Source organism: Chloroflexota bacterium (assembly GCA_016875535.1).
Classification (GTDB): domain Bacteria; phylum Chloroflexota; class Dehalococcoidia; order SHYB01; family SHYB01; genus VGPF01.
This window is the reverse complement of record VGPF01000004.1, coordinates 1-23,559: the sequence shown is the minus strand read 5'-3', so window position 1 is coordinate 23,559 and position 23,559 is coordinate 1. Positions and strand designations below refer to the sequence as shown.

Below are 23,559 nucleotides of genomic sequence, written 5' to 3'. Positions count from 1 at the left end.
GGGAAGCTGTGCCGGATGGATCGCCGTGAAGAGACCAGCAGTTTTTGACGGCTGGGTACGTTAGGGATTCCAGGGTCCGTGGATGAAATGGTCGGCGGAGGTTTGGCTGTCTGCGACGATGATGGTGGTGCGGCGGTCCCTGATGCCGATGTAGTGGTAGCGCCCGCCCGCCGCGGCTCTGACGTCGCTCCCCGAGCTTTCCGGGGAGGCGCCTTGGGCGCGCAACGACTCGCGATAGGCCTCGAAGAATTCGCGAGCATCATTCTGCGTGTCCCAGTTCGCCACAAGCGCGACCGCCTCTCCCGTTTCTCCACCGGTTGCTTTCATGTGTACATAGCTGTCAGTGCCCCATCCGGCGGCCGCTTGGCTCGCGGCATCCCGGCCGATATGGATTTCGAGCAGAGTGCGGTAGAGCAATTCGCCGAAAACGCCTCCGCTTGCGACGCGCCATGCGTCCACGCGGCTTAGGAGGATGCTAGGTGGCCTGAGGGCGACCGGCGATTCGCGGGCGAGATATTTTTCGATGTGCAGAACCTGCTCCGAAGAGACGGGGCGGTCCTGATAGGCTCGGTTCACAGCCTCCCACCCGCCCCGACGATGGAGCTCCGTAACAAAGGCCAACCCGTCAACATATACGAACCGTTCAAGGGCCCTCAGCACAGGCGGAGCCTCAGCCAGGAGGGGGGCAAGGTCGCTGTTGGGAGCAACGGCTATCGCGTCACCCGGCAAGAACCGCTGCATATAGAGCCCTTCGGTGAGCATCGCATCGCCTTCGATTAGCGCGAGCACCGCACGCGAAGCGTCAGCGTCTGCGCCATAGGGCCTGAGCAAATCAGGAAGGAGAGCATTCGCATCTTGCAGGGCATGGAGGTACTCGTGGACGTAGACCTGTTCCTCGGCTTGCGTGAAAGATGGACCGCGTTGGACGATGAAAATCTGGTTGGTGCTTGGGTAAAAGTATCCAAGGAGCGCTTTGCCTTCCAGGCTATTCATCAGATCGAAGAAGTCTACGCTGGGTGGGAGCAGCCCGAGGGCGGTCAGCATCTGGCTGAATCGTTTTTCGTCCGAGATGTCTCTGAAGATGAAAGACTGTTGCACGATGAGATCGAGGTTCTTTTGTGAGACTAGTCTTCGGCCCGGAGGAGTCTGGAGGGAGAGGCCTCGGATCTCCGAGACGCGTTGATCGTAGATCTGGACATTGGCGCGAAGAGAGTTTGGGAATGGAGTGCCCTCGACAGGCTTGAGGATGTCATAACCGGACTGCTTCCTACAGGCGGGAAGAATCGTCATGCAGAGGACGAGGAACACCGCTAAGCAGCGCTGGTTTCTTCGTGAGCCAGGCATATCGGAGCGATTATATCAAGGCCGTCCCGCATGGGGAGGATCAACTCTTGGCGAAGGCGATGGGCTTGCCTTTGCGGAGGAGGAGGGCGGTGCCTGGGCCGTAGAGTCGCGGCGGGGCGAGGGGTTGATCATCGAGGGTTGCCGAATCGTTGGTGATGTGGAGGCGAAGGCCGCCGGAGAAGAAATCGCCGGTGAGGCGGAGGGAATCGCCATCGGCTGTGGCGGAGGCGAGGAGCGCGCCGGAGGCATCGGCGATGCGAACGGCGGGGCCTTCCGCGGCGAAGGAGAGGCCTGGCGCGAGGAGGAGCGGGCTGTTGCGCTCGATTTTGGCGAGGGGTTTGCCGTCACGCGCGCGGAGGTCCATGTTGACGGCGATATGGCCGTCTTCGCCCCGGTGGCGGAGCCGGAAGATTTCGAGGCCTTCGAGGACGATGACGCCGCTGGTGTTGCCGATGGCGCAGGGGCCGAGGAGGAGGGTGCAGGTGAGCGCGGCGGATCTAGGCGCGGTCCCCGGTTTTGGAGGAGGGCGCGAAGCGGGGTTGTGCTCGTGCTGCGCCCAGGCGGCGGGAGCGAGGTATTGCTTGCAGAGGACGCAGAACTTGAGGTCGTCTTTGGCGCGACGGGCGCGGTCTTCTTCGCGAAGGGGCATGGGCAGATTATAGGCGTTCCATCGCGGAGGGCGTAGACTAGCGCCATGGCGAAGCGGCACAGCATACGGACGAAGCGGGTCTACGAGGCGCCGGAGGCGAGGGACGGGAGGCGGTTCCTTGTGGACGGGCTGTGGCCCAGGGGAGTCTCTCGGGAATCGGCGCGGATCGAAGCCTGGCTGCGGGAGGTCGCGCCGAGCGATGGGCTGCGGAAGTGGTTCGCGCACGAGCCTGCGAAGTGGGAGGAGTTCCGGCGCAGATACGCGCTGGAGCTTGAGGCGAAGGAGGCGACGTGGCGGCCGATCATGGAGGCGCTGGCGAAGGGCGATGTGACGCTGGTCTTCGCGGCGAAGGATGCGCAGCACAGCAACGCCGAGGCGTTGAGGGGGTATCTGGAGGGGAAGCGGGGGTGAGGGCCAGGGCGGAGTGTGCGCCCGATGGGGATGGGATTACGAAGGCAATCTGGGGAAGATGCACCCTCACCTTCCGGGAAACATCGGGGCCGAGGATACGGCCTGAGGACAAATGCTTCTCGGGTTCCTCTCCCCGACGGTTCATTGGAATGAACCTCGGGAGAGGGACAGATCGGCGCAGCGCACGCTCACGGGAAAGGGCTGCCCGTACGCAGATGGGTTGTTAGGGCCTGGGGTTGCCGGTGACTTGCTTGGCGAGGCGGGCGACTTCAGCGGAGAGCTTGGCCAGGGAGGCCTCCGTCTGATATTTCTCGGCGAGGTGTTTCTGGAAGAGCTCGTTGAGGGCGGTCAGCTCGCGGATCTTCTGCTCCAGGTGTTCGGTGGCTTCGGCGACCTTTTGCTCGAGCTGGCGCTGGTAGGCCAAGTTTTCGCGGACGAGGCGCTGGCGCTCCAGGGCGCGGTGGACGGCGTTGAGGATCTCTTCGCCGTGGAAGGGCTTGGGGATGTAGTCGTAGGCGCCGTGGCGGAGGGCCTGGACGGCGGTTTCGATATCGCCGGTGCCGGTGACCATGATGATGGGGATATCGGCGCTGATGGCATGGAGGCCGCGCATGACTTCGATGCCGGTCATGCCGGGCATCTTCATATCCGTGAGGACCAGATCGGGCTGGCGCTGGCCGGCGGCTTGCAGGGCTTGCCGGCCGCTGGATGCGCCGATGACCTCGTAGCCGTTGGGCTCCAGGAAGCGGCGGATGAGGAAGAGGATGTCCGGCTCATCGTCTATGGCGAGGATCAGGGGCTTGCTCATTCTGGTGCGCTCCAGTGGGAAGATGGGTTGCTGGGGCTGTTCATGGCGTTTTTTGCTCGGCCTCTTGAGCGGGCAGGGTGATCAGGAAAGTTGCGCCCTTGCCGGGGGAGCTGATGGCGGAGATATCGCCGCCGTGGGCCTTGATGATGGTGTGGGAGATGGAGAGGCCGAGGCCGGTGCCTTTGCCGGGCTCTTTGGTGGTGAAGAAGGGGTCGAAGATCTTGGCGATGACATCGGGGGTCATGCCGGGGCCGTCATCGGCGAAAGAGATGGAGACGCGCTCGCCGGCTTTTGCGGTGGCGATGACGAGGACGCCCTTGCCGTTGGCGGCGAGCATGGCGTGCTCCGCGTTGATGATGATGTTGATGAAGACCTGCTGGAGCTGGTTGCCATCGCCGATGATGCGCGGGAGGTCGGGCTGGAGGCGGGTGACGACCTGGATGTTGCCGGCCTTGAGCTCGTAGGAGCGCAGCTGGAGGGCGCTGGCGAGGGCGTCATTGATGTTGACGGGGGCGCGCTGGAGCTTGTAGGGCCGCCCGAAGGCGAGGAGGTTGCGAACGATGTGGGAGGCGCGCTCGGCGTTAGCCTTGATGGTGAGGATGTCACGCCGGAGGCTCTGGGGGAGGGCCGGGGAGGTGGAGATAAGCTCGCTATAGCCGAGGACGCTGGTGAGGGGGTTGTTGATCTCATGGGCGACGCCGGCGGCCATCTCGCCGATGGAGGCGAGGCGCGCGGTGTGGTAGAGGGCGGCCTGGGAGGCGCGCTCCATAGTGGCGTCATGGAGGATGACGAGGTAGAGATCGCCGGCGCCGCCTTCCGCTTCCGGGCTGTGCATGGGGATGACGCTGGCGATGAGGTAGCGGTCGGCGCCGGATTCCTGGTAGCGGAGCTCCAGGTTGGTGACGTGCCGGCCTGCGGTGAGGGCGCTGGAGAGCTCGGGCAGAGGAAGGGCGTCTGAGAGGGTGACGCCTGCGAGGGAGTCTTCGGCCTTTTTGAGGAGGTCGTGGCAGGCGGGATTGGCGAGGATGATGCGGCCCTCGGGGTCGGCGACGATGAGAGCGTCCGGGGTGGACATGACGAGCTGGTTCAAGAGGGTGCGGCGGCGATCGAGCTCCTGCAGTTGCTGCATGCGCTCGGTGACGTCCCGGATGACGCCTTCCACCGCCGCCAAGCGGCCCGAGCCATCGAAGAGATGGCGGCGGGTCACTTCCACCCAGATGACGGCGCCGTCCGTGCGCAGGGAGCGGTGGGTGAAAGTGGTCCAATCGGAGCTGAGCTTTCCGGTCCGCTTCATCAAGTCGGGGATATCGTCCTTCAGCCAGTACTTGCGTGTGATGTGGGGGTCTGCATAGAAGTCTTCCGGCGTGAGGCCGTAGATGCGCTCGCAGGCGGGGCTGACGTATTCGTAGCCCACGGGCTCTGTCATCCGATAGCGGTAGATCATGTCATGGGCGTTCTCCGCCAGGAGGCGGAAGGTCTCTTCGCGCTTGCGCAACGACTGCTCGGCCTCCACGCGCTGGGTGACGTTCCTGATGACGCCTTCGACGGCGGAGAGGGCGCCTTGGTCATCGAAGATGCAGCGGCGGGAGACTTCCACCCAGAGCTTGGCGCCGTTCTTGTGCTGGGCGGGCAGAACCAGAGCCTGCCACGACTTATCGAGGTCGCTAACCTCATTGTGGATGGCATCGGCCTGTTCCGGGGCCCAGAGCTTGCGGGTGATCTTGGGGTCGGCGTAGAACTCTTCCGGAGTGTAGCCGAAGATGGCGGCACCGGCGGGGCTGACGTATTCATAGCCGTAGGGCTCGGTCATGCGGTAGCGGTAGATCATGTCACCGGAATTTTCCGCCAGGAGGCGGAAGATCTCGCCGCGCGCGCGGAGGGCCTCCTGGGCTTCGACGCGGTCGGTGATGTCACGGGTGATGCCCTGGGCGGCCACAAGGGCGCCGTCATCGTCATAGATATAGGAGACCCTGCGCTCGATCCAGACCATCTTGCCGTCTTTCGTGATGATGCGGACGGTGGCAGGCTCCGCACTCCTGGCGCGGCCGCTGGGGCGGTCTTCCAGGAGCTTGCGGTCGTCCGGATGGACGATCTTGGTCAGGAGGCGGCTGTCATTGTAGAAATCGGCGGGGCTGTAGCCGTAGAGCGCCAGGGCTGAGGGGCTCATATATTCGTAGCCGCGCTGGGGCTGATAGTGGTAGCGATAGATGACGTCCTTGGAGTGTTCGGCGATGGCGCGGAAGCTCTCTTCGCTCCGGCGGAGGGCGCGGTTGGCCTGGACGGAGTCCGTGACATCGCGGATGATGCCCCGGGCGACGAGGGGCTTGCCGGCGGGATCGCGCTCATAGGAGACGCGGGTCTCTATCCAGATAACGCGGCCGTCCTTGCGGACGACGCGGATGCGAGGGGGGCTTTCCGCGGAGTCAGGTCGGCTGACGTCGCGGTTGAGGAGGGGAAGATCGTCCGGGAGGGTGATGCGGGCGAGGAGATCGGGGGCGGCGTAGAAGTCCTGCGGCGCGAAGCCGAACAACGCTTCGCAGCTGGGGCTGATGTATTCGTAGGCGCGCGCGGGGCGGATCCGATGGATGAAGATGACGTCCCGGGAGGTTTCCGCCAGGAAGCGGAGCTGGGCATCGGACTCGCGAAGGGCATCAGCGGAGCGCTTGAACTCGGTGATATCGAAGAAGCTACCGAGGGTGGCGCGCGTGCCTTCGAAGGTGACGCTGCGAACGGATTCGACGATCCACCGCGGGGAGCCGTCCTTGGCGACGGCCTGGAAGCGGTAGGGGGAGGTATCGCCGGAGCGGAGGCGCTTGACGGCTTGAGCGCGGACGTGCTCCCGGTCTTGGGGCGCGATGATGGTCCAGGGGTCGAGGGCGAGGAGCTCAGCGCGGGTGTAGCCGGTGAAGGCGCAGAAGGCGTCGCTCACCAGGCGGAAGCGGCCGCCGGCAAGGATATAGACGCCCGCCGGAGTGATCTCCGCCAGGCTGGCAAAGAGCGAATGCCCGCTGGTTGTCTGCGGATGCTTGGTCATCAGGTCTCTGGCCATAACCGCCGTCACGCCCCGCGCAAGGCACTATTATCCGCGTTGATGCATGGAAGACATCCATCGCGGCTCCCCCTGGTGCCAGGGCACCATAGCTGGATTGTAGAGGGTGGGGGCAATAGCGCAATCGGGACAGCACCCACCCCATACCTAGGGAGGTCGGCTCCGTAGGCGGCGGGCGCTTCTCTTACCCATACCCGAAAGAGAGCCGTGGCAAGGCATCGCCGGCGGTGGGATCCCAAGATGGATAGCTGGAAATGCCGTATAAGAGTATGGTGTGGGTTTGGATAGGTTTTTTTGGCTAGCAACTAGCCTGTCTGGAAGCGGACGGGCGTGCGTCCGGAAGCTGGAGTGTGTGAAGGGCGTTACCGAGCGTTACCAAAGGCCGGTTAGCGCGGAAGGCGCTTCTCCAGGGTCCAAAGGTTCAGGGGGCCTTCCCGACGGCGGGCGCCGCCGAGGGAGGACCGGTTCCGCCTGATCCCGCGACGGGCAGGGTGAAGGAGAAGGTTGAGCCTTTGCCCAGCTCCGAATCAACGGTGATTTTGCCGCCGTGGAGCTCGACGAGGAGCTTGGTGATGACGAGGCCGAGGCCGGTGCCGTCTTCGGCACGGGCGGCGCGGTTGCCGGAGCGGAAGAACTTGGTGAAGAGCTTGACGAGGTCTTCCTTGGAGATGCCGATGCCGCTGTCCTGGACGCTGATGCGGACCATGTCTCCCGCCAGGGAGGCGCGGAGGGTGATGCGGCCACCATCGGGCGTATATTTGTGGGCGTTGGAGAGGAGGTTCGCGAGGACCTGGGTGAGGCGTTGGGGATCGGCCCAGATCTTGGGGAGGTCTCTTGGGACATCAATGACGATGGAGTGCCGCTTTTGGGCGAACGTGGGGGCGGAGGCGGCGACGGTGGCGTCCGCGCAATCGCGCACGTGGAGGGCTGCGGGAGCGAGGGCGACTTTGCCGGCTTCGATCTGCTGCATGTCCAGGAGGTCGTTGACGAGGGCGATGAGCTGGTTGGCGCTCTTTTGTATCTCGCTTACGTACTCGGCCTGCCGGGCGTTGAGGGGGCCGGCATCGCCATCGGCGAGGAATCCGTTGTAGCCCTTGATGATGGTGAGGGGCGCGCGCAGCTCGTGGGAGACCATGCTGATGAATTCGGTGCGCATGCGCCCGAGCTCGCGCTCCTGGGTCATATCGCGGAAGGCGACGAGGCGGCCGATGAGGGAGCCGTCCCTGCCGCAGGCCGGGGTGGAGAAGAGCTCGAATTCGCGGACGGGGGGCTTGGTGAAGAGCTTCTCCTTGAAGGTGCGGTCGCCATCGGTGAGGCTATCCTTGACGGCGGCGATGGCGCGCTCCGCATCGTCGAAGGCGCCGAGGAGGCGGCTTGCAGAGACAGCGAAGGGCCGGCCGATGAGCTGGGTGACGGCGATGCCGTCCGGGAAGAGATCGCGAAGGCGCTCGTTGACGGCCAGGGTGACGCCGTCCGGATCGTAGACGATGACGGCGTCTGCCGTGGCGTCCAGGGTGGAGCGAAGGATGGAGTTGGCGCTGGCGGTGAGGCCGACCTGGGCCTGGAGCTCTGCGGTGCGCTCGGCGGCGGCCTCCCCCAGCTTGCCCTGGCGGGCTTCCAACTCATCGGCCATGGTGTTGAAGGTGGCGGCGGTGCTGAGGAACTCAGAGGCGCCGCCTTTCATGCGGACGCGGCTTGCGGCATCGCCCTGGGCGATGCGAAGGGCGGCGGCGCGAAGGGCGCGGACGGGGCGGAGGACAAGGAGCTCGCTTCCCAGGGAGGCGATGATGAAGACGGCGGCGGCGATGATGATGAGAGCGATGAGGCTGCGATCCCGGACGCTGTTCGCCTCGGCGAAGGCGACGGAGGAGGGGATGCCTGCGGCGATGAAGGCGGAGGTGTTGCCGTGGGCGCCTTTCATGCGGGAGAAGCCGTAGATGCGGCGATCGCCGTCAATCCCGCCGCTCTCCACGGTGAAGCCGGAGAGGCCGCCGCTGATGGCCCTGGTGATGCCGGGCGCGGGAACGGTTCTGCCGACCCAGCGCTCAGGATCAGGATAGCGGGCGAGGACGATGCCGCCGGCGGAGAGGAGGGTGATAGTGGAGCCGTTGGGCAGGCGCTCTTCATCGGCGACGGTCTGGAGCCAGGAGAGATCCAGATATGCGGCGATGACGCGGACGACGGAGCCGGCATCATCAAGGAGGGGGAAGCTGACGGCGAGGGCGAACTTGCCGGAGAGGGGATCGGTCTTATAGCCGCCGATGACGAAGGTTTTGAGGTCAATGCTTTGCCGGAGATCGGGCCGCTGGGTCAGGTCCAGCGGGGCGGCGCCGGAAGGGGCGCCGCAGACGGGAGAGCCATTCCTGCCGGCGACGGTGAAGGAGGCGAAGGAGGGATAGAGGGCGAGGACGACGTTGGCGATGGCGTCGCATTCGGCGGCGGTGCCGGAGCGGAGGTCGGAGAAGAGGTTTTGGAACTCGATGAGCTGTTGGTTGGCGGTGGTGACGAGGTCGCTCTCGAGCTTGGCGACGCCGCCGGAGGCGCGGAGCACATCTTCGCGGGCGTGAAGGGCGGCGTCATCGTGCTGTGCATCGGCGATGAAGAGGATGAGCCCCAGCGCCGGAAGGAAGGCGCAGAGAGAGAAGGATGAGGCGGGAGCGGAGGCTTGCAAAGAGCCGTGGCAACCGCGACCCCTCTGCACCGTTCTGCGGTGAGCGTCTCGCGGCTACCCATGATAGCACCGGTGACGGGGCACGGCGCGGGCGATGCCGGGAGGCAGCCTAAAAGGACCACTTGGAGGCGGACTTGGGGAAGTTGCGCTCTTTCCAGGCGAGGGCGGATGCGAGGCGCAGGCGGAAGAAGGCGCCGTTGGGATCGTCCGTGTTGGGGCGGAAGGCGTATTTCCGCTTGTAGGCGCGCGCGAAGCGGTTGAGGAGCTTGGGGTCCGTGATGCGCTCGGCGCGGCCGGTGAGGATGACGGCATCATCGCCGCTTTCCAGGTGGACGACGAGGCGGGGGTTGGCGGCGAGGTTGCGCCCTTTGCGGGAGTTGGGGTCCGTGGAGAAGCAAAGGGAGCCATCGAACCAGAGGCCCCAGACGGGGGCGGCGTGGGGCGCGCCATCCCCGGAGGCGGTGACGATCCAGTAGTTGCGAGACTTGGCCAGGGCGCGCTGAACGGCAGGCCATGCGAGCATCTCTTTGGTGAGCCTGCGCTCGATGCCGTAGCCGGGGGTGAAGTTTGGCCGCGCGGCGCGGGGGGAGGGCGGACGTTGTGCAGGCACGGGAGCCTCCTAGCGTGTATAGGCGGCGGGCTTGGCCGCGCCGTTGCGAAGCCGGCGCGAGGTTAGAGCGAGAAGACAGGGACGGAGCGACGCTCTTTCGGTTCGGCGCCCCCGGCGACGATGCGGTCCATCGCCTTCAAGGCTGAAGGCGCAAAGAAGGTCTCGCCGCACTGGGTGCATGCCTCCGCGGGCACGTTACGCAGGATGAAGAGAGCACCCTTCCAACGGTGGACGTGCTCGATGCGCTTGCGTTGAACCCGCCCTTTGCAGAAAGGACAGATGGTGAGAGATTTCATATTCGGATGCGCCAATCTTTCCAGAGCTTCGAATCGGGCCGGTAGACGGTTACAACCACTACTATAGCAGGGCCGGAAAGTCCGATCACAGCATGGATGGGTCGGCCTACCTTTGTAAATCCAAGGAAGAGCGCACTTGGGCCGCGTGGATCGCGAGGATAGTCTTCCAGAATCTCGACATTTGCGGAAGAGAAGGCCTCCTCCAGTTCGTGCATGGCGATCGTATCTGCTTCACGCTCGTGCTCGGCATGCTCTGTCAGACGATAGCGTCCCAGGCGAATCGCGCGCCGAAGGTGGAGGAGGCTTTGCTCTGTCATGGAATCCAAGACCCGTTCCAAATCTCGTGCTTGGCCGAGTATAGCAGCAGAACCTCTTCCATTGACGCCCGGGGCGCGCGGCTCTAAGCTGTCTGCAGCGGCCCGAGGCCGCATGCGAGCATCAACGAGGAGGGGCTATGTTCGATTCTTGGACGCGTAGTTGGCGGCTGGCGAAGCAGAGCTGGCACGTCCTGAAGCAGGACAAGGAGCTGGCGATCTTCCCGGTCATTTCCTTCATCTTCGGCGTCGTCCTCGCCGGCATCCTGGCGAGCGTGGGCATCGCCTTTGGCGTCTTTGATGAGGGAGAGTCGTTCACGATAACGGATGTGATTCTGATCCTCTTTTTCTACTTGGGAACGTACTTCCTGACGATCTACTGCCAGGTGGCGCTGGTGGCCGGGGTGAAGCAGCGCCTGGGCGGCGGCGACCCGACGATCCGCTCTTCCCTGCGGGAGGCGAACAAGCGCCTGGGGCCCATCGTGACGTGGACGATCATCGCGGCGGTGGTGGGCATGATCATCCAGGGCTTGCAGATGGCGGCCCGCCGCAACAGCGACGGCGTGGCGCGCATCATCTCGCAGATCATCATCAGCCTGGTGAGCGTGGCGTGGACGTTGATGACGTTCTTCGTGATCCCTGTCATCGCCTACGAGGGCGTGGGCGGCTTCGAGGCGGTGAAGCGCTCCTTCAACGTTGTGAAGAACCGCTGGGGCGAGGCGGCGGTGGGCAATGCAGGCATGGGGCTGATCTCCATGGTCATCATCCTTGTGCTGGGAGTCGTCTTCGGCGTGAGCGGCATCGCGCTCATCACGAGCGGCGCGACGGCGGCCATCGTCTTCGGCGCGATCCTGCTGGCGATCGGCATCGGCGGTATCCTGCTGACCATCGCCTTTTTCTCCGCGCTCAGCTCGGTCTACCGAGCGGTGCTGTACGAGTATGCGAAGACGGGCAAGGTGGGCGTGCAGGGCTTCTCTCCCGATTGCCTGGAGAACGCCTTCCGGCCTGCGCCGCGCAACGGCTAAGCGGTAAGCGATAGCGTGCAAAAGAGGCCCCGCCGTCCGGCGGGGCCTCTTTGTTTTGGGAGCGGCGCAACTGGACGGCATGCGCTAGAATCCCAGCATGTTGAGGCAAAGAATCGAGGCGCTACTCATCGCGATCGGCGCGGCGCTCATGCTGGCGGCGTGCGCTTCAGGCGGCGGTGATCCACCTTCGCCGACGCCTACGCCGCAGGCGACGGCGACGGCTGCAAGAACGCCGCCGCCCCAGGGGACAACGGTTGCGCCACAGCCCAGCCCAACGCCGGGCAGCACGGTGACGCCGACCCGCGCCCCAACGCCGACCCTCGCGCCGACGGCGACGGGCAGGCCTGTGCCTACCGCAACGGCGACCGCGACGCAGAGGCCCACGCCGACGCCGACGCGCCCGCCGCTTCGCGGGCAGGCGCTGCTGGACCAGCAACGGGCATATCCGCATGCGACGCTCTTTCGCGCGGTGCTCGAGCGGCTGGCGCGCACGCCGGGCAATGAGTCCCTGGAACAAGCGCTTGCGATCGCGGCGAACTACGATATGGTGATCGCGAAAGGGCTGGACGAAGAGGTCATCGGCCTGCAGGCCGTGGGGCCGTACCTGCGCGCCGTGAAATCGCGATACCCGGAGAAGATCGTCCTCGACCACTTCCTCTTCGAGGGGCGCAACCCGGATGGCAGCCAGCCGGCAGTCTTTCCCGGCCACTGGCTACTCATGAACGGCACAACGCTCGCAGCGAATGTCTCCGCCGCCGCGACGATCTTGCCCGTGGCCGACAGCAGTCTGTTCCTGCCCGGCGAAGCGGCGCAGATGACGGCCCTGGGCGCCGATGGGAAGCCGGACTATAGCCGGGTGGAGCAGGTGCGGATCGTGGCTGTGACGCCCGGCCAGGTGCAGGTGACACGGGGCGCCCACGGCTCCACGGCGCAGGAGTTCCGCGCGGGGCAGACGCGCCTGGCCGCCCACGCCTACGTGCGCTACAGCAACGAAGTGTGGAAGTATAACTTTTGCCTGGAAGGCCCGCGGGACGCCCAGGGCAGAAGGCTTATCGAGGCGCTGGCGCAGACGCTGGCGGGCTATCTGCGCCCGGGCGGGGCGCTTGAGGGGATAGACGGCTACCAGTTCGACGTCTCGCGCTTCACGGCCGCCTCCACGGTGCAAGGCCCGAACCGCAGGCTGGATTGCGACAACGACGGCGCGGCGGACGCAGGCTACAGCAACAACGCCAGCTCGTACGGGCTGGGCGCCGTGACCTTCATGCAGACGCTGCGCTCCCTGGTGGGCGAGAGCGTCTTCCTCATCAGCGAGGCGACGGGCGATACCAGCAACCGGGACACGGAGTTCGCCAACGGCATCGAGAACGAGTCGTTCCCCGACCTGCACCAGTGGGACGAGATCTCGGCGCCGCTGCAGCGCTATTTCTACTGGCTCCAGGAGGCCCGCGCGCCGCGACTCTCCTACCTGCAGCTGAAGGAGTTCACCGAGGCATTCACGCGCTGTCCGGAGGAGGAGAAGGGGACGAACTGGAAGATACGCCTGGCCCTTGGCGCGGCGCTGCTGGGCAACGGCTACTTCGCCTACATCCCCGTGAACCCTGAAGTGGAACGGGACCAGTGCGCCTACGTGGACCCGGCGACGCGGCTCAACTACGCGGAGCCGGATGAGTTCAAGGCGGGACGGGAGAACCGCTGGGGCTATCTGGGCAGGCCCGTGGAGGAGCCGCGCAGGCTCGACCGCCTGACGAATGCGCCGAACCTTCTCGCGAGCGGCGACTTCGAGCGGGACACCAGCGGCGCGACGCTCACCCAGCTCGGCCAATCGCGGGCGACGCTCTCGAGGGACGCGGCGAAGGCGGGCAGCGGAAGCGGCTCGCTCAAAGTAAGCATCACTCAGCTCGATCGAGACCCTGCCGATTCGAAGATCAGCGTGAGCATCGGCACATTCGCCGTGCGGAAGGATCGGGAATATACGCTGCGCGTGAAGGTCGCCGCCGACCCGAAGTACGGCGCTCGGGACGCCGCGTACGGGCGGATCCCGCGCCGCATCGCCTTCGGCATCGCGACGCCGAGCGTGGCCGGGTCGCGGCCAGCGACGCAGGATGTGATGGCCGATGGCGCGTGGCGGGACTATTCGCTGACGTTCATCGTGCGGAGCGACGAGGCCAGAGCGACGCTGGTAATGGAGCTCGGCAGGGAGGCCGGCGATGTGTGGCTGGACGACGCGCGGCTGATGGAAGGCCCCGGCGATATCTTTGCGCGGCGCTTCGAACGCGGCGTGGTGTTGGTGAACGCGAGCCTGCAGGCGGTGACGTTCGAGCTGCGCGCCCTCTTCCCCGGGATAGCCCTGCGGCGCATCGCGGGGACGCAGGACGCCGCCGTGAACAGCGGCGCGCCTGCGGGAGATGCGGTGAGCGTCCCCGGGCGCGACGCGCTGATCCTGGTGACGGGGTAGCGACGCCGACGATCGCGGGGACTAGGCGTGGGTCTCGTGCCGCTCCGTGCGGCTGCGGGCCGGAGGCGTGGGGCAGCAGCCTGCGGCGGGAGCCATAGTGGTGAGGCCGATCAGCTTGCCGCGCTTGGCCATGCCCATCTTCTTCTCTTCGATGGGGTCAAGGTCGTAGTTGAGGTGATAGACCTCCCAGTCAATGCCGCTGGGGTCGCGGACCCAGAACTTGTCCTGGTTGGCGTGGCAACAGTTCACGCTGATCTCGTCGCGCACCTTGAGGCCGGTGGCCTTGACGCGCTGCATCTGCTCGAAGACCTCTTCGGAGGAATCGAGCTGGACGCCGACGTGGCTGACCTGCCGGGCGCCTTCGGCCTCCAGGGAGCCGCCGGAGATGGCGAGGTTGACGGGAGCGAAATCGGGAAGGAACTTGACGTAGTCGGCCAGGTCCTTGACGGGCTTGACGCCGAAGAACTTCTCGTAGAAGTCCTTGCTCTTGGCGAGGTCGTCACTATGGATGTGGATATGGATGCGCGCGGGCATGGGTCCTCCTTTTAGCAGCAAGCGGTAAGCAACCGAACTAATTCCTGCACTGTCTCGCGTTTGACCGAGTAGTAGATGTAGCGCTCCTCCTGCCGGCTCTGGATGAGGCCCGCCCTGCGGAGGAGGTCCAGGTGGTGGGAGAGGGTGGGTCCGGGGACGCCGAGGGTCTCTTGGATCTCGCCTGCGGGCGCCTCGCGATCGGCGCGCACCAGATGGACGAAGACGCGCATGCGCGTTTCGTGGGCGAGGGCCTTGAAGGCCTCGACGTGCTCCTCTTTGAGGAGGGTCTCATGGGCGGGCAGGAGAGTGAGCGCTTTCATATTTCTAAATATATGGAAATGAGGAGAGGATGTCAAGAGGGGAGGGAGGGAGTTTCGGAGCGAGATGGGCAGGGGGGGCCTCTATGACTACGGCGCGAGACGGAAGTTGGAGTAGACCGTAGAGACGCCAGGGCGCGCATCTATATCGAAAAAGCCGGTGAGCACGCCGACATCGCCGGAGGCGGTTCGCTGGCTCAAGTCCAGATTCGCGACAAAGACATCGTTCACGAGGAGGCGGCCGGAGTTGCCGCGGAAGTCAACGGAGACGGTGTTCTGGGAGCCTGCGGCGAGGCCGAAGCGGGTGAGGGTGGAAAAGACGCCGCGTGTAACGAGCGTTGCTGTGCCTGTGGTCCCACTAGCGGTGCGGATGAGGAGATACCACTGGAAGCGGTCATCAACGACGACGGCGTACTAGGAGCTAGCGGTATTTGCCGTGGCGGCAGTGTATCGCAAGAAGAAGCCGAAGTCCCAACCGTTCGCAGTGCTGCCGGTATAGGGAACGGTGAAGGTCGCTGAAACGAGGCCGTCTCTTGTCACGATGCCGGCGAGGGCGTTGGCGACGGCTGTTGTGGAATGGGCCAGGGAGCCGCTGACCGGGCCGAAGCCCGAGCTTGGCAGGGGGTTCGGCGTAGGGGTCGGCGTGGGCACAGGCGTGGGCGCCGTGGCGCCTGAACGGAGAGAAGGTAATCGCTCGAGAACGGTGCGTCCCATGACGGCGAAGCCGATGCCGAAGACCGGACGACCATCGGCAGAGGTGGTGGTGCGCGACGTGACCACGCCGATGACTTCGCCGGTGGCGAGGAGGAAGAGCGGCCCACCGCTGTTGCCTGGGTTGACTTCGGCATCGGTCTGGATGAGCCAGCTGTCCGAGGCAGTATCGAAGCGCGTCGCCGTCAGGATACCGTTGGTGAGGGTGGACTGACCCGGCAAGCTCACCGGGTAGCCAAGCGTGAAGACGGGAGCGCCTGGGTCTATCCCGATATCGGGGACGATGGCGGCGGCTTGGAAGGATGGTGAACAGCAAATGCGAAGGACGGCAAGGTCGCGGAAGGCGTCCTCGCCGATGAGCGTCGCCGTGTATTGGTCGCTGTCGTTCACCGTGACGCGCAAGGAGAGGGCTCCTCTGATGACATGCTGATTGGTCATAACCAGGGCGGAACCCGAAGCGCGGTCAATCTCAAAGATGAAGCCGCTGCCGCTGGCGCCACTCGCGTTGATTCGCACGACGGCAGGCCGTGAGCGCGACGCGACCTGAGAGATCGAGGGGGTTGGTGATGGTGTCGGCGTGGGCGTTCGTGTTGGCGTCGGCGTGGGCGTTGGAGTGGGAGGCGGTGTTGGAGTGGGTGTGGGCGTCGGTGTCGGCGTCGGTGTGACGGTCGGTGTTGGGGTTGGAGTCGCTGTCGGCGTCGGCGTGGCGGTTGGCGTCGGTGTGAGGGTCGGCGTGGGCCGGACCACAAGCGAGCCGGAGCTTGCTTTTGCGGAGGCAGGCGGTTGGTAGGAGAAGGTGACACTCGCTTCAACGGGGGACGCGAGCGGCGAGAGGTCGTTGTTGCTGAGGGCGGCAGTGACGGTGTGCTCCCCTGCATCAAGCCTCGTGATTTTGATGCTGGTCTTTGCGGTGCGGGTCAACTCGACGCCGTTGACGGAGACGACGATGTGCCCGGTGCCGGCCTTGTTGCCGGCCCCGATGGACTTGCCATCGAGCTTGAAGTTCGCGGCCTTGAACTTGATTTCAACATCGGCCTTGGCCTGCACGCTGCCTGGCCGAGGTGCAGTGATGCTCAGGGATGGCTGTTTGCCCTGGGCATGGGTGAGGGCGCCCGATAGGAGGAGGGCCGCGACGAAGGAGACTGCGAGCAGCAGCTTCCACATCGGACGATGGTAGCACAGGGTGCAAATGGAGTTCTTCGCCTTCCATTACAATCTGTAGCGAGTGCGTTCGAAAGGCGGCGCTATGGAGTCTGCGATCGGCTTTCTGGCGGGCGTGCTGACGACGGCGGCCTTTGTGCCCCAGGTGGCGGAGATCTGGCGCAAGCGGTCGGCGAAGGACGTCTCGCTGTGGATGTACGCCATCTTTGTCATGGGCGTCGCGCTGTGGCTTATCTACGGCGTGGTGAAGGCCTCGCTGCCGATCATCCTGGCGAACGCGGCGACACTGGCGCTTGCGGGTGCCATCCTGTGGATGAAGGTGAAGTTCAAGGACGGCGGGCGGTAGCGGCTACGGGCCTTCGCAGCGCCGCTTGAGGGCGGCGTTCATCTTCTCGAAGCCGTTGCGGGTGATGCGCCCCAGGCCCACGAGGTTCAAGAGTGGCACCAGCATGCCGGTGAACTGCTCCGTGTGCTCCAGGCGCACGCGGCCGCCCTCCAGGGGCGTGATGAGGAAGGCGTGCCCGCCGTCCATGAAGCCCTGGATGAGGCGCTTGCCCACCCAGCGGAAGACTCTGTTTGGGACGACTTCGGTGACGCGCACCTTGTAAGTGACGGGCGCGATGTAGACCTTCACGCGCCGACCGACGGCCACGACGCCGGAGGCGCGGGTCATGATGGGGTTCCACTGGGCCCATTGGTCCAGGGACGTGATCTCGTGCCAGATGCGCTCCGGTGGAGCGGCGATCTCGATGGCGGTGTGGATGCGGAGCATGGGCTACTCGGCGGACGGGTCCATGAGGCTGAGGTTGGCGCGCATCATAGCAAGTGGACATTGTCCATCGAAATGTCCATGGACTTGGCTCAAGCCGCCTACAGTTTCCTGATGTGGCCGATGACGCGCCCGACGAACTGGACGCTGGAGGCCTTCATGTCCTCGTACTTCTTGTTGGCGGCCCGCAGGCGGACGTGGCCCTCTTCGATGTGCAGGTGACGCGCGACGAATTCTTCGCCGACGCGGACGATGAAGATGGCGCCCTGCTTGACGGAGGCGTCCGGGTCCACGACGAGGAAGTCGCCGTTGCGGATGCCGTCGCCTTCCAGGGAGTCGCCGGAGACGGTGAGGGCGAAGCATTTGGGCGAATCGAGGCGGAAGAAATCGGGGACGGTGATGGAGCCGAGGTCCTGCTCGTAGGCCTCGCGCGGGGTGCCTGCGGCGACCCAGCCGCGGATGGGGATCTCGCCGGCGAACTGGGGGGTGCGGAAGTTGGTGCCCTTGATGAGGCTGTCCACGGAGACCTTGTAGATGGTGGCCAGGCGGTTGAGGGCGTCGAGGCCGGGCTCCACGGCGTCGCGCTCGTAGCGGGAGATGGACATGTTGGCGAGGTTGGTCTTACCGCCCGCCTCCTGCTGGGTGAGCTTGCGGGCCAGGCGCGCCTCGCGCAGGCGCTGGCCCAAGGTGGTCCCTTTACCCCGTTGCGGCAGCTTCTTCCGTGTTCCCATCGTTATGCTCCTGTGATAGCCAGCAGAGGCTAGCTATGGTGATACAAAGTGGCTACGAGTGTACGCCATCCGCCCATTGACGGCAACTAGGCATCAGGAGTTACGATAAGCCATAGATGACTAGACATGTATTTGAACCGAGAGGAGCGCGATGGAGCCCTACGCCCACTTCGATTGCTCGGTGCGCAGCTCCTGCTGCGGGAACGCCATCTTCATCGCCCGGCACCCTTCGGGCGTGGAGGTGACGTGCGCCTCCTGCTCCGGCCCGGTGGACCGGGCCACGGGCGCCAGCCTGCGCCGCCGCGGGCCCCTGGCCTGGGATGAGGCGGCGATGCGCGCGCTCCAGCGGCACCTGGTGAGCCGCAAGGCGGTGAGCGATCGCCGCTTCAAGCGGGAGATCCTGGGCAAGGAGGTGGCGTAGCGATGTTCGGCGAGCCACGCTGCGGCATGAGCGCCGAACTCGTGCTGGTGGTGAACTACAACGCGGTGCGGCAGTGGGAGATCGACGCCCGCCGGTATGCGCTCCTGGCCGTTCTGCCCTGCTTGGACCCGGTGGTGGTCTCCATGTTCGAGCACTGGCTGGCCATCGCAGGGCGGGTGAAGGCCGCCATCGCGGAGGAGCTTGGGCCTGAGGGCATCGCCAGGGCGGATCGGGCGTGGAGCGAAGTTGAGGACGTTGAGCACTCCGCCTGGGCGGTGCGTGATGCAATAGCCTACCGCCCGGGAACGATGCCGCGGAATTAGCGAAAGGCGAGATCCCTGATGCAGTGGCGCGAAGGATTGAGCGAGGCGGAGACGATGCTGCGGGCCTATTGCCGGGCGAAGGCGCGGCTGGCCCGGGCGGAGGCGGCCTATAACGCGGCCTTCGAAGCGGCGCTGGAGGCCTTCCGCAAGGAACGCCGGGAGCTGTTCGAAGAGCTGCTCAGCGCGCGGGGGGCGCTGGAGGAGGCGGAGCGGAAGATGGAGCCGCAGGTCGCGCAGATGGAGGCAGCGGGCAGGAGCGAGCGGACCTGATGGAAGGGCGATCTTGCATGGTCGCCCGCAGGAAAGGAGCGAGATGTCCTACACGGTGATCATCAAAGAGAACCACATGGGCCAGCGGAAACTGAATACGTGGATGCGCGTCTCCCCGGTGAACGGGCAGGACGAGGCGACCTTCCGTCTGCAGGAGGTTGACGAGGCGGTGGCGGACAGCAAGACGCTCTATGAGCAGACGGTGGAGAGCGTGGAGATCGGGGCGGTGATCAAAGCGGTGAACGGGCTGGGGTAGGGAGACCTCTCCCTCAATCCCTCACGTAGCTCGAAGACGAGCTCACGCCATCGGGATGGCGCTGCTCGAGAGGGACGTTTTGCTGACTACTTCGAACGCAATTGCCCAAGCTAACCAAGTGACTTTCTCTTAGATTCCGCATCGGGAGGTTAGGTTGTTCGATCGTTCAGTTACGACAGTTGTGCTAGGAGGAAGGGAAATAGGATGAGCGGCGCGGCGATGCAGTGGGCATGGAAGCAGCGGGCGGGCAGCGCGACAGCGAAGGCCGTCCTGCTGGCCCTGGCCGACCACGCCGATGCGCGCGGCGTCTGCTGGCCCGGCATCCTTGAACTGGCCGGGCGGCTGGAGATGAACCGCCGCACGGTGCAGCGCTCCCTCAAGCAGCTCATCGCCGAAGGCATCATCCAATGCGACGGCCGCCGCCGGGCCGATGGGTCGCACAGCTCCAACTTCTACATCCTGCCCATCCATGCGCCGCCGCGGGAGGGCGTCGCTGCGCCGCCTCCTGGCGACGGCGCGACGGGAGAGAGCGTCGCTGCGACGGGAGGGGGCGCGGCGGAGGAGCAGGCTGGGGCGTCGGAGAGTCATGCAGGGGCGGCAGAGCGTCACCCCCATAGTATTGAATCTTCCAGGGAACCTTCCAAGGAACCTACTATCGTGAACCTCAAAGGCGAGCGAGTGACTTGTGCAGCGCTGTGGGAGAAGATCCGGGAGCGGCTGAAGGAGGAGGTCCCGATCCAGAGCTTTGAGATGTACTTCAGCGAAGCGAGAGCCGTGAGCATCGCCGACGAGCGCAGCGGCGACCAGATCGCGACGCTGGTGGTGGCGTGCCGCAGCGCCTTCCACGCGGAGGCGATATCGCGGCGCTACACGATGCTGGCGCGGAAGTTCGCTTACGCAGAGATCGGGCGCGTGGTGGGCCTGCGCTTCACGGCGAAGGAGGAGCGCGAAGAGGCGTGAGAGGGAAAGCGTGGTTGCCTACGTCCTTTGTTTCCCTTGACTCCGCACCACTTTATAGACCCGCCCTCGCGTGCGGCCTTCGGCGGCGAGGAGGCCGGCCTTCACCAGGCCCGCAAGATCCCGCGAGCATGTCACATCGGATGCCTTGGTGATTTCCTTATAGTCGGCCGGCCGCAGTTCTCCCGTTTGCAGGGCGTAGATGAGCCCATCTATCTGACGAGGGTTGAGTCCGGCATGCTCTCGCTCCAAGCGCCCATGCAGCTCCGCGATCCGGCGGTGCCAATCGGTAAGGGAGTTCACAAGGTCCTGGACATGGCCCGCGAGCTCTGCCGCGAAGAACTCAACGAAGGGAGTCGCATCATAAGTGAGCGAGAAGCGTGTTCCGACCGCTCCGGCGATGACGGACTGGTAGGCCTCTCTGCGCTCGTAGAAGCGGTACTCCAGAGAGAGGAGCTTGTGGAAGCTGAAGCGCGACCGCTGAAGGATCAACGTGGCGAGCCCGCGAGCAGTCCGGCCGTTGCCGTCCCAGAACGGGTGGATGGCGACGAAGTGCAGGTGGGCGATGGCGGCGCGCGAGACAGGGTTGAGATCGCCCGGTTCTTGGCGGAGCCACAAGCCGAATGCGCGCATCAGGTCGGGCACATCGCCCTGGTCCGGTGGCAGGAAGCTGCCGATGTGATTCTGTCCCTTGCGGTAGACGCCGGGCGTCAGCATCTCTGAAGCGCCGCGCAGGAAGTGCCGATTGATCTCCCGGATGACAAACTCATCCATCGGGATGTCCTGCTGGCCGCTGAGATAGTCAATCCACTCATAGGTCTCGAGGGCGTTGACGTTCGCGGCTTCATCTTCGCTCAGTTTTGCGGGCTGGGTGCGGCGTGCGAGCTCTGCTACCTGGCGCTGGTCTAGGGCAGCGCCTTCGATGCGCGTTGTGCCGGTGGCGCGCCGCACAGCCACATCGCGTCGCACCCAAGCCTCATGCTTGGGCATGATGAGCACTCGCTCAATGAGCCACTGGTTTCGTTCGATGTCTTCTAGGCTGGATTTGAGTTGAGCCGTCGTGTGAAATTGTGGCGCGAAGATTTTATCATTCATATCTTTTTAGATAAAAATGATACTATCATACCTACTGCGACAAATCAACCTCCAGGCATCCAGGAAGAATGTAAGCAGCTTTGCCGATGCTAATGCGACCGACTCTAGCACTGAAGAGTCGGTCGCCGATAGGCTAGAAAGCTTCGGCTTTCAATACCCGCCCCCGCCCGCCTAGATTGCCTTGGCTTCCGCCGCGGCGGACTCCATCGGCCGCATGGGCACGAACTTTTGGATGCGGTCGTTGAGGGCGTCCGCCACGTAGATGTTGCCCTGGGCGTCCACGGCCACGCCGCTTGGCCGGCGCAGCTTGCCGCGCCCGCTGCCCAGGCCGCCCAGGACCATCACCACCTCGCCCTCATCATTGAAGACTTGGACGCGGTGGTTCCCCGTATCGGCCACGTAGAGGTAGCCGTTGGCGTCCACGGCCACGCCGCGCGGCTGATCGAGCCGGCCGGTCTCTTTGCCCTTGGCGCCGAAGGACCTGATGAAGCGGCTGATGGGGAAGAGGAAGACGTAGGCCGGGACCGACGCCATCGGGAAGAGCAAAAAAAAACCGCCCCAGGCCGGCACCCGGGGCGGTTTTTTGATTCGTGCGGCGCCGGTTTAGTAGCGCTTGCGGAAGGAACCGCCGCCGCGCTCTTCGCGGGGGCGGGCCTCGTTGACGGTGAGGGGACGGCCGCCCATATCTTTGCCGTTCATGGCCTTGATGGCGGCAGCCGCCTCGGAGGACTCGGGCATCTCAACGAAGCCGAAGCCCTTCGAGCGGTTGGTATCGCGATCCATCACCACCTGTGCGGAGGTGACTTTCCCGTGAGCGGCAAAGCTTTCGCTGAGCTTGCTGTCCGAGATGTCATAGGGAAGGTTGCCGACGTAAATTCGCATGCGTGCGCTCCTTGTGCGCGAGTATTGATTCTAAGGTCGGGGAGAAGCAAGCGCCGCGTGCGTGTCAGATGCCGGCTGAGAGGCGACAGGGTGTCTGCAAAACCATGAACCTAGAAGCAGGGCAAGTATACCACACGCGGCGGGTCAGGCCCTGTAGCGCTTGAGCTGCTGGGCGATGGCGGCCTTCACCGCAGCTTGCGGGGAGTCTATCGCCCCCTGGTGCAGCATGGCGACGAAGCTGCGCCCGCGGTCCTTGGAGGTGTGCGCCCACGCGTAACAGCGGGAGGCGGTTGGATGGCCGATGGGGTCGAAGACCTGGACCATCCCCTTCCAGACCGTCTTGCCCAGGAACTGCTCGGAGACGGGGACGGCCTCAACCCAGACGGCATCACAGCCGTGCATATCGAAGATCGCCTGCTTCAGATCCGCCATCGTCGTTACGGCCATAGGTCTTCCTTCGCGGCGACCGTCAGCGCGAGCGCGCTTCGTTCACCGTCAGCGTCCGGCCTTTGAACTCTTTGCCGTTCATCCCGAGGATGGCGGCGTCGCTCTCCTCTTTCAAAGGCATGTCCACGAAGCCGAAGCCCCGGGACCTGCCGGTCTGGCGATCGATATTGACGCGTGCCACGCTGACTTTGCCGAACTTGCCGAAGGCGTCTTCGAGATCGTAGTCCGTCGTTTCCGGCGAGAGGTTCCCTACATAGAGATTAATGAGCGGCTCCTTCATGGAAGGCGCATAGAGATGGCGCGCCAAGGCGCGGAGGGGGCGTGAGACGCGCTCAGCATAGCACATCCGTAGGGAGAAGGCGAAAGGGGCTATGCGCAAGGCCACGGTGCTCCCCGGAAGGCGGCTGAAGGCCGCCCTGGAGGAGCGCAGGATGGGAGGGGGTTGTGGCAGCCAAATAAAGCTAGACTTAATAGGCAAAGAGGCATATCATTGTCGTGATAGGCTCTGCCATTGCCGCCTATCGCGGTGGGAGGCGGGGCGGTAGAATAGGCCATCGCGAAAGGGGATAGACATGGGCGGCGCCTCTTCCATCGAGTGGACCCAGGCGACCTGGAATCCGCTCACCGGCTGCAACAAGATCTCTCCGGGCTGCAAGCATTGCTACGCCGAACGGATGGCGAAGCGCCTGCACGCCATGGACAACCCACGCTACATAAGCGGTTTCAAACTGACCTTGCATCCTGACTTGGTTGGCCTGCCGCTTCAGTGGAAACAGCCTCGTGTCATTTTTGTGAACAGCATGTCTGATCTCTTCCACAAGGACGTACCCGACCTTTTTATCCAAGCGGTGTTCGAAACAATGAATTGAACCGCCCCGGGTTTGATGGAGGGCTCGTTTATTGAGTCCCGGCTCTTGCCGGGGCCGGTATAGCACCGTTGGTGGCCTCATACTCCGCTGGTGGCAGGTAGCCGATGGCGCTGAAGAGACGCCGGTTATTGAACCAATCCACCCACTCCAAGGTTGCCAACTCCAGGTCTTCCCTGCCGCGCCA

At 64.7% G+C, this 23,559-nt stretch carries 29 protein-coding genes; 10 read left to right on the top strand and 19 right to left on the bottom strand.

Annotation, left to right across the window (positions count from 1 at the left end):
* Positions 1-60: 60 nt before the first annotated feature.
* The gene (locus FJ039_02275) at positions 61-1,290 is read right to left on the bottom strand and encodes a hypothetical protein (GenBank protein ID MBM4404996.1); all 1,230 of its coding nucleotides are present in this window, start codon (positions 1,288-1,290) and stop codon (positions 61-63) included.
* A gap of 94 nt (positions 1,291-1,384) precedes the next feature.
* Entirely contained in the window at positions 1,385-1,993 is a 609-nt protein-coding gene (locus tag FJ039_02270) for a hypothetical protein (protein ID MBM4404995.1), read from the bottom strand.
* 45 nt (positions 1,994-2,038) lie between these two features.
* Here FJ039_02270 and FJ039_02265 point away from each other — a divergent pair, with 45 nt between their 5' ends.
* Positions 2,039-2,404, top strand: a complete 366-nt coding sequence (locus tag FJ039_02265; GenBank protein MBM4404994.1) for a DUF488 family protein — start codon at positions 2,039-2,041, stop codon at positions 2,402-2,404.
* A gap of 223 nt (positions 2,405-2,627) precedes the next feature.
* Here FJ039_02265 and FJ039_02260 read toward each other — a convergent pair whose 3' ends face one another.
* The 6 genes from FJ039_02260 to FJ039_02235 form a co-directional block, all read right to left on the bottom strand.
* On the bottom strand, positions 2,628-3,212 hold the full coding sequence (locus FJ039_02260; GenBank protein MBM4404993.1) for a sigma-54-dependent Fis family transcriptional regulator: 585 nt from the start codon (positions 3,210-3,212) through the stop codon (positions 2,628-2,630).
* Between the two features lie 40 nt (positions 3,213-3,252).
* Complete coding sequence (locus FJ039_02255) at positions 3,253-6,261, bottom strand: PAS domain S-box protein (GenBank protein MBM4404992.1); 3,009 nt, start codon at positions 6,259-6,261, stop codon at positions 3,253-3,255.
* 421 nt (positions 6,262-6,682) lie between these two features.
* The gene (locus FJ039_02250; protein MBM4404991.1) at positions 6,683-8,932 is read right to left on the bottom strand and encodes a HAMP domain-containing protein; all 2,250 of its coding nucleotides are present in this window, start codon (positions 8,930-8,932) and stop codon (positions 6,683-6,685) included.
* 109 nt (positions 8,933-9,041) lie between these two features.
* The gene (locus tag FJ039_02245) at positions 9,042-9,542 is read right to left on the bottom strand and encodes a pyridoxamine 5'-phosphate oxidase (protein ID MBM4404990.1); all 501 of its coding nucleotides are present in this window, start codon (positions 9,540-9,542) and stop codon (positions 9,042-9,044) included.
* A gap of 62 nt (positions 9,543-9,604) precedes the next feature.
* Positions 9,605-9,838, bottom strand: coding sequence for a type II toxin-antitoxin system MqsA family antitoxin (locus FJ039_02240; protein ID MBM4404989.1), 234 nt, complete (start codon positions 9,836-9,838; stop codon positions 9,605-9,607).
* On the bottom strand, positions 9,835-10,269 hold the full coding sequence (locus tag FJ039_02235) for a DUF4258 domain-containing protein (protein ID MBM4404988.1): 435 nt from the start codon (positions 10,267-10,269) through the stop codon (positions 9,835-9,837). The genes FJ039_02240 and FJ039_02235 overlap by 4 nt, the downstream gene beginning before the upstream one ends.
* Positions 10,270-10,292: 23 nt before the next feature.
* Here FJ039_02235 and FJ039_02230 point away from each other — a divergent pair, with 23 nt between their 5' ends.
* Entirely contained in the window at positions 10,293-11,177 is an 885-nt protein-coding gene (locus FJ039_02230; protein MBM4404987.1) for a hypothetical protein, read from the top strand.
* A 97-nt stretch (positions 11,178-11,274) separates the two neighbouring features.
* A complete protein-coding gene (locus tag FJ039_02225; protein MBM4404986.1) occupies positions 11,275-13,632 on the top strand; it encodes a hypothetical protein in 2,358 nt (785 codons plus the stop codon).
* A 21-nt stretch (positions 13,633-13,653) separates the two neighbouring features.
* On the opposite strand, the gene FJ039_02220 is transcribed toward FJ039_02225, so the two are convergent.
* The 3 genes from FJ039_02220 to FJ039_02210 form a co-directional block, all read right to left on the bottom strand.
* Positions 13,654-14,166 (bottom strand): glyoxalase/bleomycin resistance/dioxygenase family protein, encoded by a 513-nt coding sequence (locus FJ039_02220; protein MBM4404985.1) that lies wholly within the window; start codon positions 14,164-14,166, stop codon positions 13,654-13,656.
* An 11-nt stretch (positions 14,167-14,177) separates the two neighbouring features.
* Positions 14,178-14,486, bottom strand: a complete 309-nt coding sequence (locus FJ039_02215; protein ID MBM4404984.1) for a winged helix-turn-helix transcriptional regulator — start codon at positions 14,484-14,486, stop codon at positions 14,178-14,180.
* 411 nt (positions 14,487-14,897) lie between these two features.
* Positions 14,898-16,358 carry a trypsin-like serine protease gene (locus FJ039_02210; GenBank protein ID MBM4404983.1) on the bottom strand — a complete coding sequence of 487 codons (1,461 nt, stop codon included), beginning with the start codon at positions 16,356-16,358 and terminating at the stop codon, positions 14,898-14,900.
* An 82-nt stretch (positions 16,359-16,440) separates the two neighbouring features.
* Here FJ039_02210 and FJ039_02205 point away from each other — a divergent pair, with 82 nt between their 5' ends.
* Positions 16,441-16,701: a hypothetical protein gene (locus FJ039_02205; protein MBM4404982.1), complete on the top strand. Its 261-nt coding sequence runs from the start codon at positions 16,441-16,443 to the stop codon at positions 16,699-16,701.
* Between the two features lie 3 nt (positions 16,702-16,704).
* Here the strand turns inward: FJ039_02205 and FJ039_02200 are convergent, their stop codons facing one another.
* Positions 16,705-17,127 (bottom strand): SRPBCC domain-containing protein, encoded by a 423-nt coding sequence (locus tag FJ039_02200; protein ID MBM4404981.1) that lies wholly within the window; start codon positions 17,125-17,127, stop codon positions 16,705-16,707.
* Between the two features lie 98 nt (positions 17,128-17,225).
* Positions 17,226-17,855: a helix-turn-helix domain-containing protein gene (locus FJ039_02195; protein ID MBM4404980.1), complete on the bottom strand. Its 630-nt coding sequence runs from the start codon at positions 17,853-17,855 to the stop codon at positions 17,226-17,228.
* Between the two features lie 151 nt (positions 17,856-18,006).
* Here FJ039_02195 and FJ039_02190 point away from each other — a divergent pair, with 151 nt between their 5' ends.
* From FJ039_02190 to FJ039_02170, 5 genes are all read left to right on the top strand, one after another.
* Positions 18,007-18,276, top strand: coding sequence for a hypothetical protein (locus tag FJ039_02190; protein ID MBM4404979.1), 270 nt, complete (start codon positions 18,007-18,009; stop codon positions 18,274-18,276).
* A gap of 2 nt (positions 18,277-18,278) precedes the next feature.
* Positions 18,279-18,599 (top strand): hypothetical protein, encoded by a 321-nt coding sequence (locus tag FJ039_02185; protein ID MBM4404978.1) that lies wholly within the window; start codon positions 18,279-18,281, stop codon positions 18,597-18,599.
* Between the two features lie 18 nt (positions 18,600-18,617).
* The gene (locus tag FJ039_02180; protein MBM4404977.1) at positions 18,618-18,869 is read left to right on the top strand and encodes a hypothetical protein; all 252 of its coding nucleotides are present in this window, start codon (positions 18,618-18,620) and stop codon (positions 18,867-18,869) included.
* Positions 18,870-18,912: 43 nt separating this feature from the next.
* Entirely contained in the window at positions 18,913-19,125 is a 213-nt protein-coding gene (locus tag FJ039_02175) for a hypothetical protein (protein MBM4404976.1), read from the top strand.
* Positions 19,126-19,329: 204 nt separating this feature from the next.
* Positions 19,330-20,085 carry a hypothetical protein gene (locus FJ039_02170; protein MBM4404975.1) on the top strand — a complete coding sequence of 252 codons (756 nt, stop codon included), beginning with the start codon at positions 19,330-19,332 and terminating at the stop codon, positions 20,083-20,085.
* Between the two features lie 18 nt (positions 20,086-20,103).
* On the opposite strand, the gene FJ039_02165 is transcribed toward FJ039_02170, so the two are convergent.
* The 5 genes from FJ039_02165 to FJ039_02145 form a co-directional block, all read right to left on the bottom strand.
* The gene (locus FJ039_02165; protein MBM4404974.1) at positions 20,104-21,177 is read right to left on the bottom strand and encodes a Fic family protein; all 1,074 of its coding nucleotides are present in this window, start codon (positions 21,175-21,177) and stop codon (positions 20,104-20,106) included.
* Between the two features lie 171 nt (positions 21,178-21,348).
* Positions 21,349-21,711, bottom strand: a complete 363-nt coding sequence (locus FJ039_02160) for a hypothetical protein (GenBank protein MBM4404973.1) — start codon at positions 21,709-21,711, stop codon at positions 21,349-21,351.
* 69 nt (positions 21,712-21,780) lie between these two features.
* On the bottom strand, positions 21,781-22,059 hold the full coding sequence (locus FJ039_02155) for an RNA-binding protein (protein ID MBM4404972.1): 279 nt from the start codon (positions 22,057-22,059) through the stop codon (positions 21,781-21,783).
* 144 nt (positions 22,060-22,203) lie between these two features.
* Positions 22,204-22,506: a hypothetical protein gene (locus FJ039_02150; protein ID MBM4404971.1), complete on the bottom strand. Its 303-nt coding sequence runs from the start codon at positions 22,504-22,506 to the stop codon at positions 22,204-22,206.
* A 22-nt stretch (positions 22,507-22,528) separates the two neighbouring features.
* Positions 22,529-22,771, bottom strand: a complete 243-nt coding sequence (locus FJ039_02145) for an RNA-binding protein (GenBank protein MBM4404970.1) — start codon at positions 22,769-22,771, stop codon at positions 22,529-22,531.
* 307 nt (positions 22,772-23,078) lie between these two features.
* Here FJ039_02145 and FJ039_02140 point away from each other — a divergent pair, with 307 nt between their 5' ends.
* Positions 23,079-23,375, top strand: a complete 297-nt coding sequence (locus FJ039_02140; GenBank protein MBM4404969.1) for a DUF5131 family protein — start codon at positions 23,079-23,081, stop codon at positions 23,373-23,375.
* Between the two features lie 28 nt (positions 23,376-23,403).
* Here FJ039_02140 and FJ039_02135 read toward each other — a convergent pair.
* Positions 23,404-23,559: IS3 family transposase (locus FJ039_02135; protein MBM4404968.1), on the bottom strand; the 156-nt coding region annotated here is incomplete at its 5' end.

Coding starts and splice junctions, on each gene's coding strand:
- FJ039_02275 (MBM4404996.1), bottom strand. CDS start 1,290: ATGACGATTCTTCCCGCCTGTAGGAAGCAGTCCGGTTATGACATCCTC.
- FJ039_02270 (MBM4404995.1), bottom strand. CDS start 1,993: ATGCCCCTTCGCGAAGAAGACCGCGCCCGTCGCGCCAAAGACGACCTC.
- FJ039_02265 (MBM4404994.1), top strand. CDS start 2,039: ATGGCGAAGCGGCACAGCATACGGACGAAGCGGGTCTACGAGGCGCCG.
- FJ039_02260 (MBM4404993.1), bottom strand. CDS start 3,212: ATGAGCAAGCCCCTGATCCTCGCCATAGACGATGAGCCGGACATCCTC.
- FJ039_02255 (MBM4404992.1), bottom strand. CDS start 6,261: ATGGCCAGAGACCTGATGACCAAGCATCCGCAGACAACCAGCGGGCAT.
- FJ039_02240 (MBM4404989.1), bottom strand. CDS start 9,838: ATGAAATCTCTCACCATCTGTCCTTTCTGCAAAGGGCGGGTTCAACGC.
- FJ039_02235 (MBM4404988.1), bottom strand. CDS start 10,269: ATGCGGCCTCGGGCCGCTGCAGACAGCTTAGAGCCGCGCGCCCCGGGC.
- FJ039_02230 (MBM4404987.1), top strand. CDS start 10,293: ATGTTCGATTCTTGGACGCGTAGTTGGCGGCTGGCGAAGCAGAGCTGG.
- FJ039_02225 (MBM4404986.1), top strand. CDS start 11,275: ATGTTGAGGCAAAGAATCGAGGCGCTACTCATCGCGATCGGCGCGGCG.
- FJ039_02220 (MBM4404985.1), bottom strand. CDS start 14,166: ATGCCCGCGCGCATCCATATCCACATCCATAGTGACGACCTCGCCAAG.
- FJ039_02215 (MBM4404984.1), bottom strand. CDS start 14,486: ATGAAAGCGCTCACTCTCCTGCCCGCCCATGAGACCCTCCTCAAAGAG.
- FJ039_02210 (MBM4404983.1), bottom strand. CDS start 16,358: ATGTGGAAGCTGCTGCTCGCAGTCTCCTTCGTCGCGGCCCTCCTCCTA.
- FJ039_02205 (MBM4404982.1), top strand. CDS start 16,441: ATGGAGTCTGCGATCGGCTTTCTGGCGGGCGTGCTGACGACGGCGGCC.
- FJ039_02200 (MBM4404981.1), bottom strand. CDS start 17,127: ATGCTCCGCATCCACACCGCCATCGAGATCGCCGCTCCACCGGAGCGC.
- FJ039_02195 (MBM4404980.1), bottom strand. CDS start 17,855: ATGGGAACACGGAAGAAGCTGCCGCAACGGGGTAAAGGGACCACCTTG.
- FJ039_02190 (MBM4404979.1), top strand. CDS start 18,007: ATGGAGCCCTACGCCCACTTCGATTGCTCGGTGCGCAGCTCCTGCTGC.
- FJ039_02185 (MBM4404978.1), top strand. CDS start 18,279: ATGTTCGGCGAGCCACGCTGCGGCATGAGCGCCGAACTCGTGCTGGTG.
- FJ039_02180 (MBM4404977.1), top strand. CDS start 18,618: ATGCAGTGGCGCGAAGGATTGAGCGAGGCGGAGACGATGCTGCGGGCC.
- FJ039_02175 (MBM4404976.1), top strand. CDS start 18,913: ATGTCCTACACGGTGATCATCAAAGAGAACCACATGGGCCAGCGGAAA.
- FJ039_02170 (MBM4404975.1), top strand. CDS start 19,330: ATGAGCGGCGCGGCGATGCAGTGGGCATGGAAGCAGCGGGCGGGCAGC.
- FJ039_02165 (MBM4404974.1), bottom strand. CDS start 21,177: ATGAATGATAAAATCTTCGCGCCACAATTTCACACGACGGCTCAACTC.
- FJ039_02160 (MBM4404973.1), bottom strand. CDS start 21,711: ATGGCGTCGGTCCCGGCCTACGTCTTCCTCTTCCCCATCAGCCGCTTC.
- FJ039_02155 (MBM4404972.1), bottom strand. CDS start 22,059: ATGCGAATTTACGTCGGCAACCTTCCCTATGACATCTCGGACAGCAAG.
- FJ039_02150 (MBM4404971.1), bottom strand. CDS start 22,506: ATGGCCGTAACGACGATGGCGGATCTGAAGCAGGCGATCTTCGATATG.
- FJ039_02140 (MBM4404969.1), top strand. CDS start 23,079: ATGGGCGGCGCCTCTTCCATCGAGTGGACCCAGGCGACCTGGAATCCG.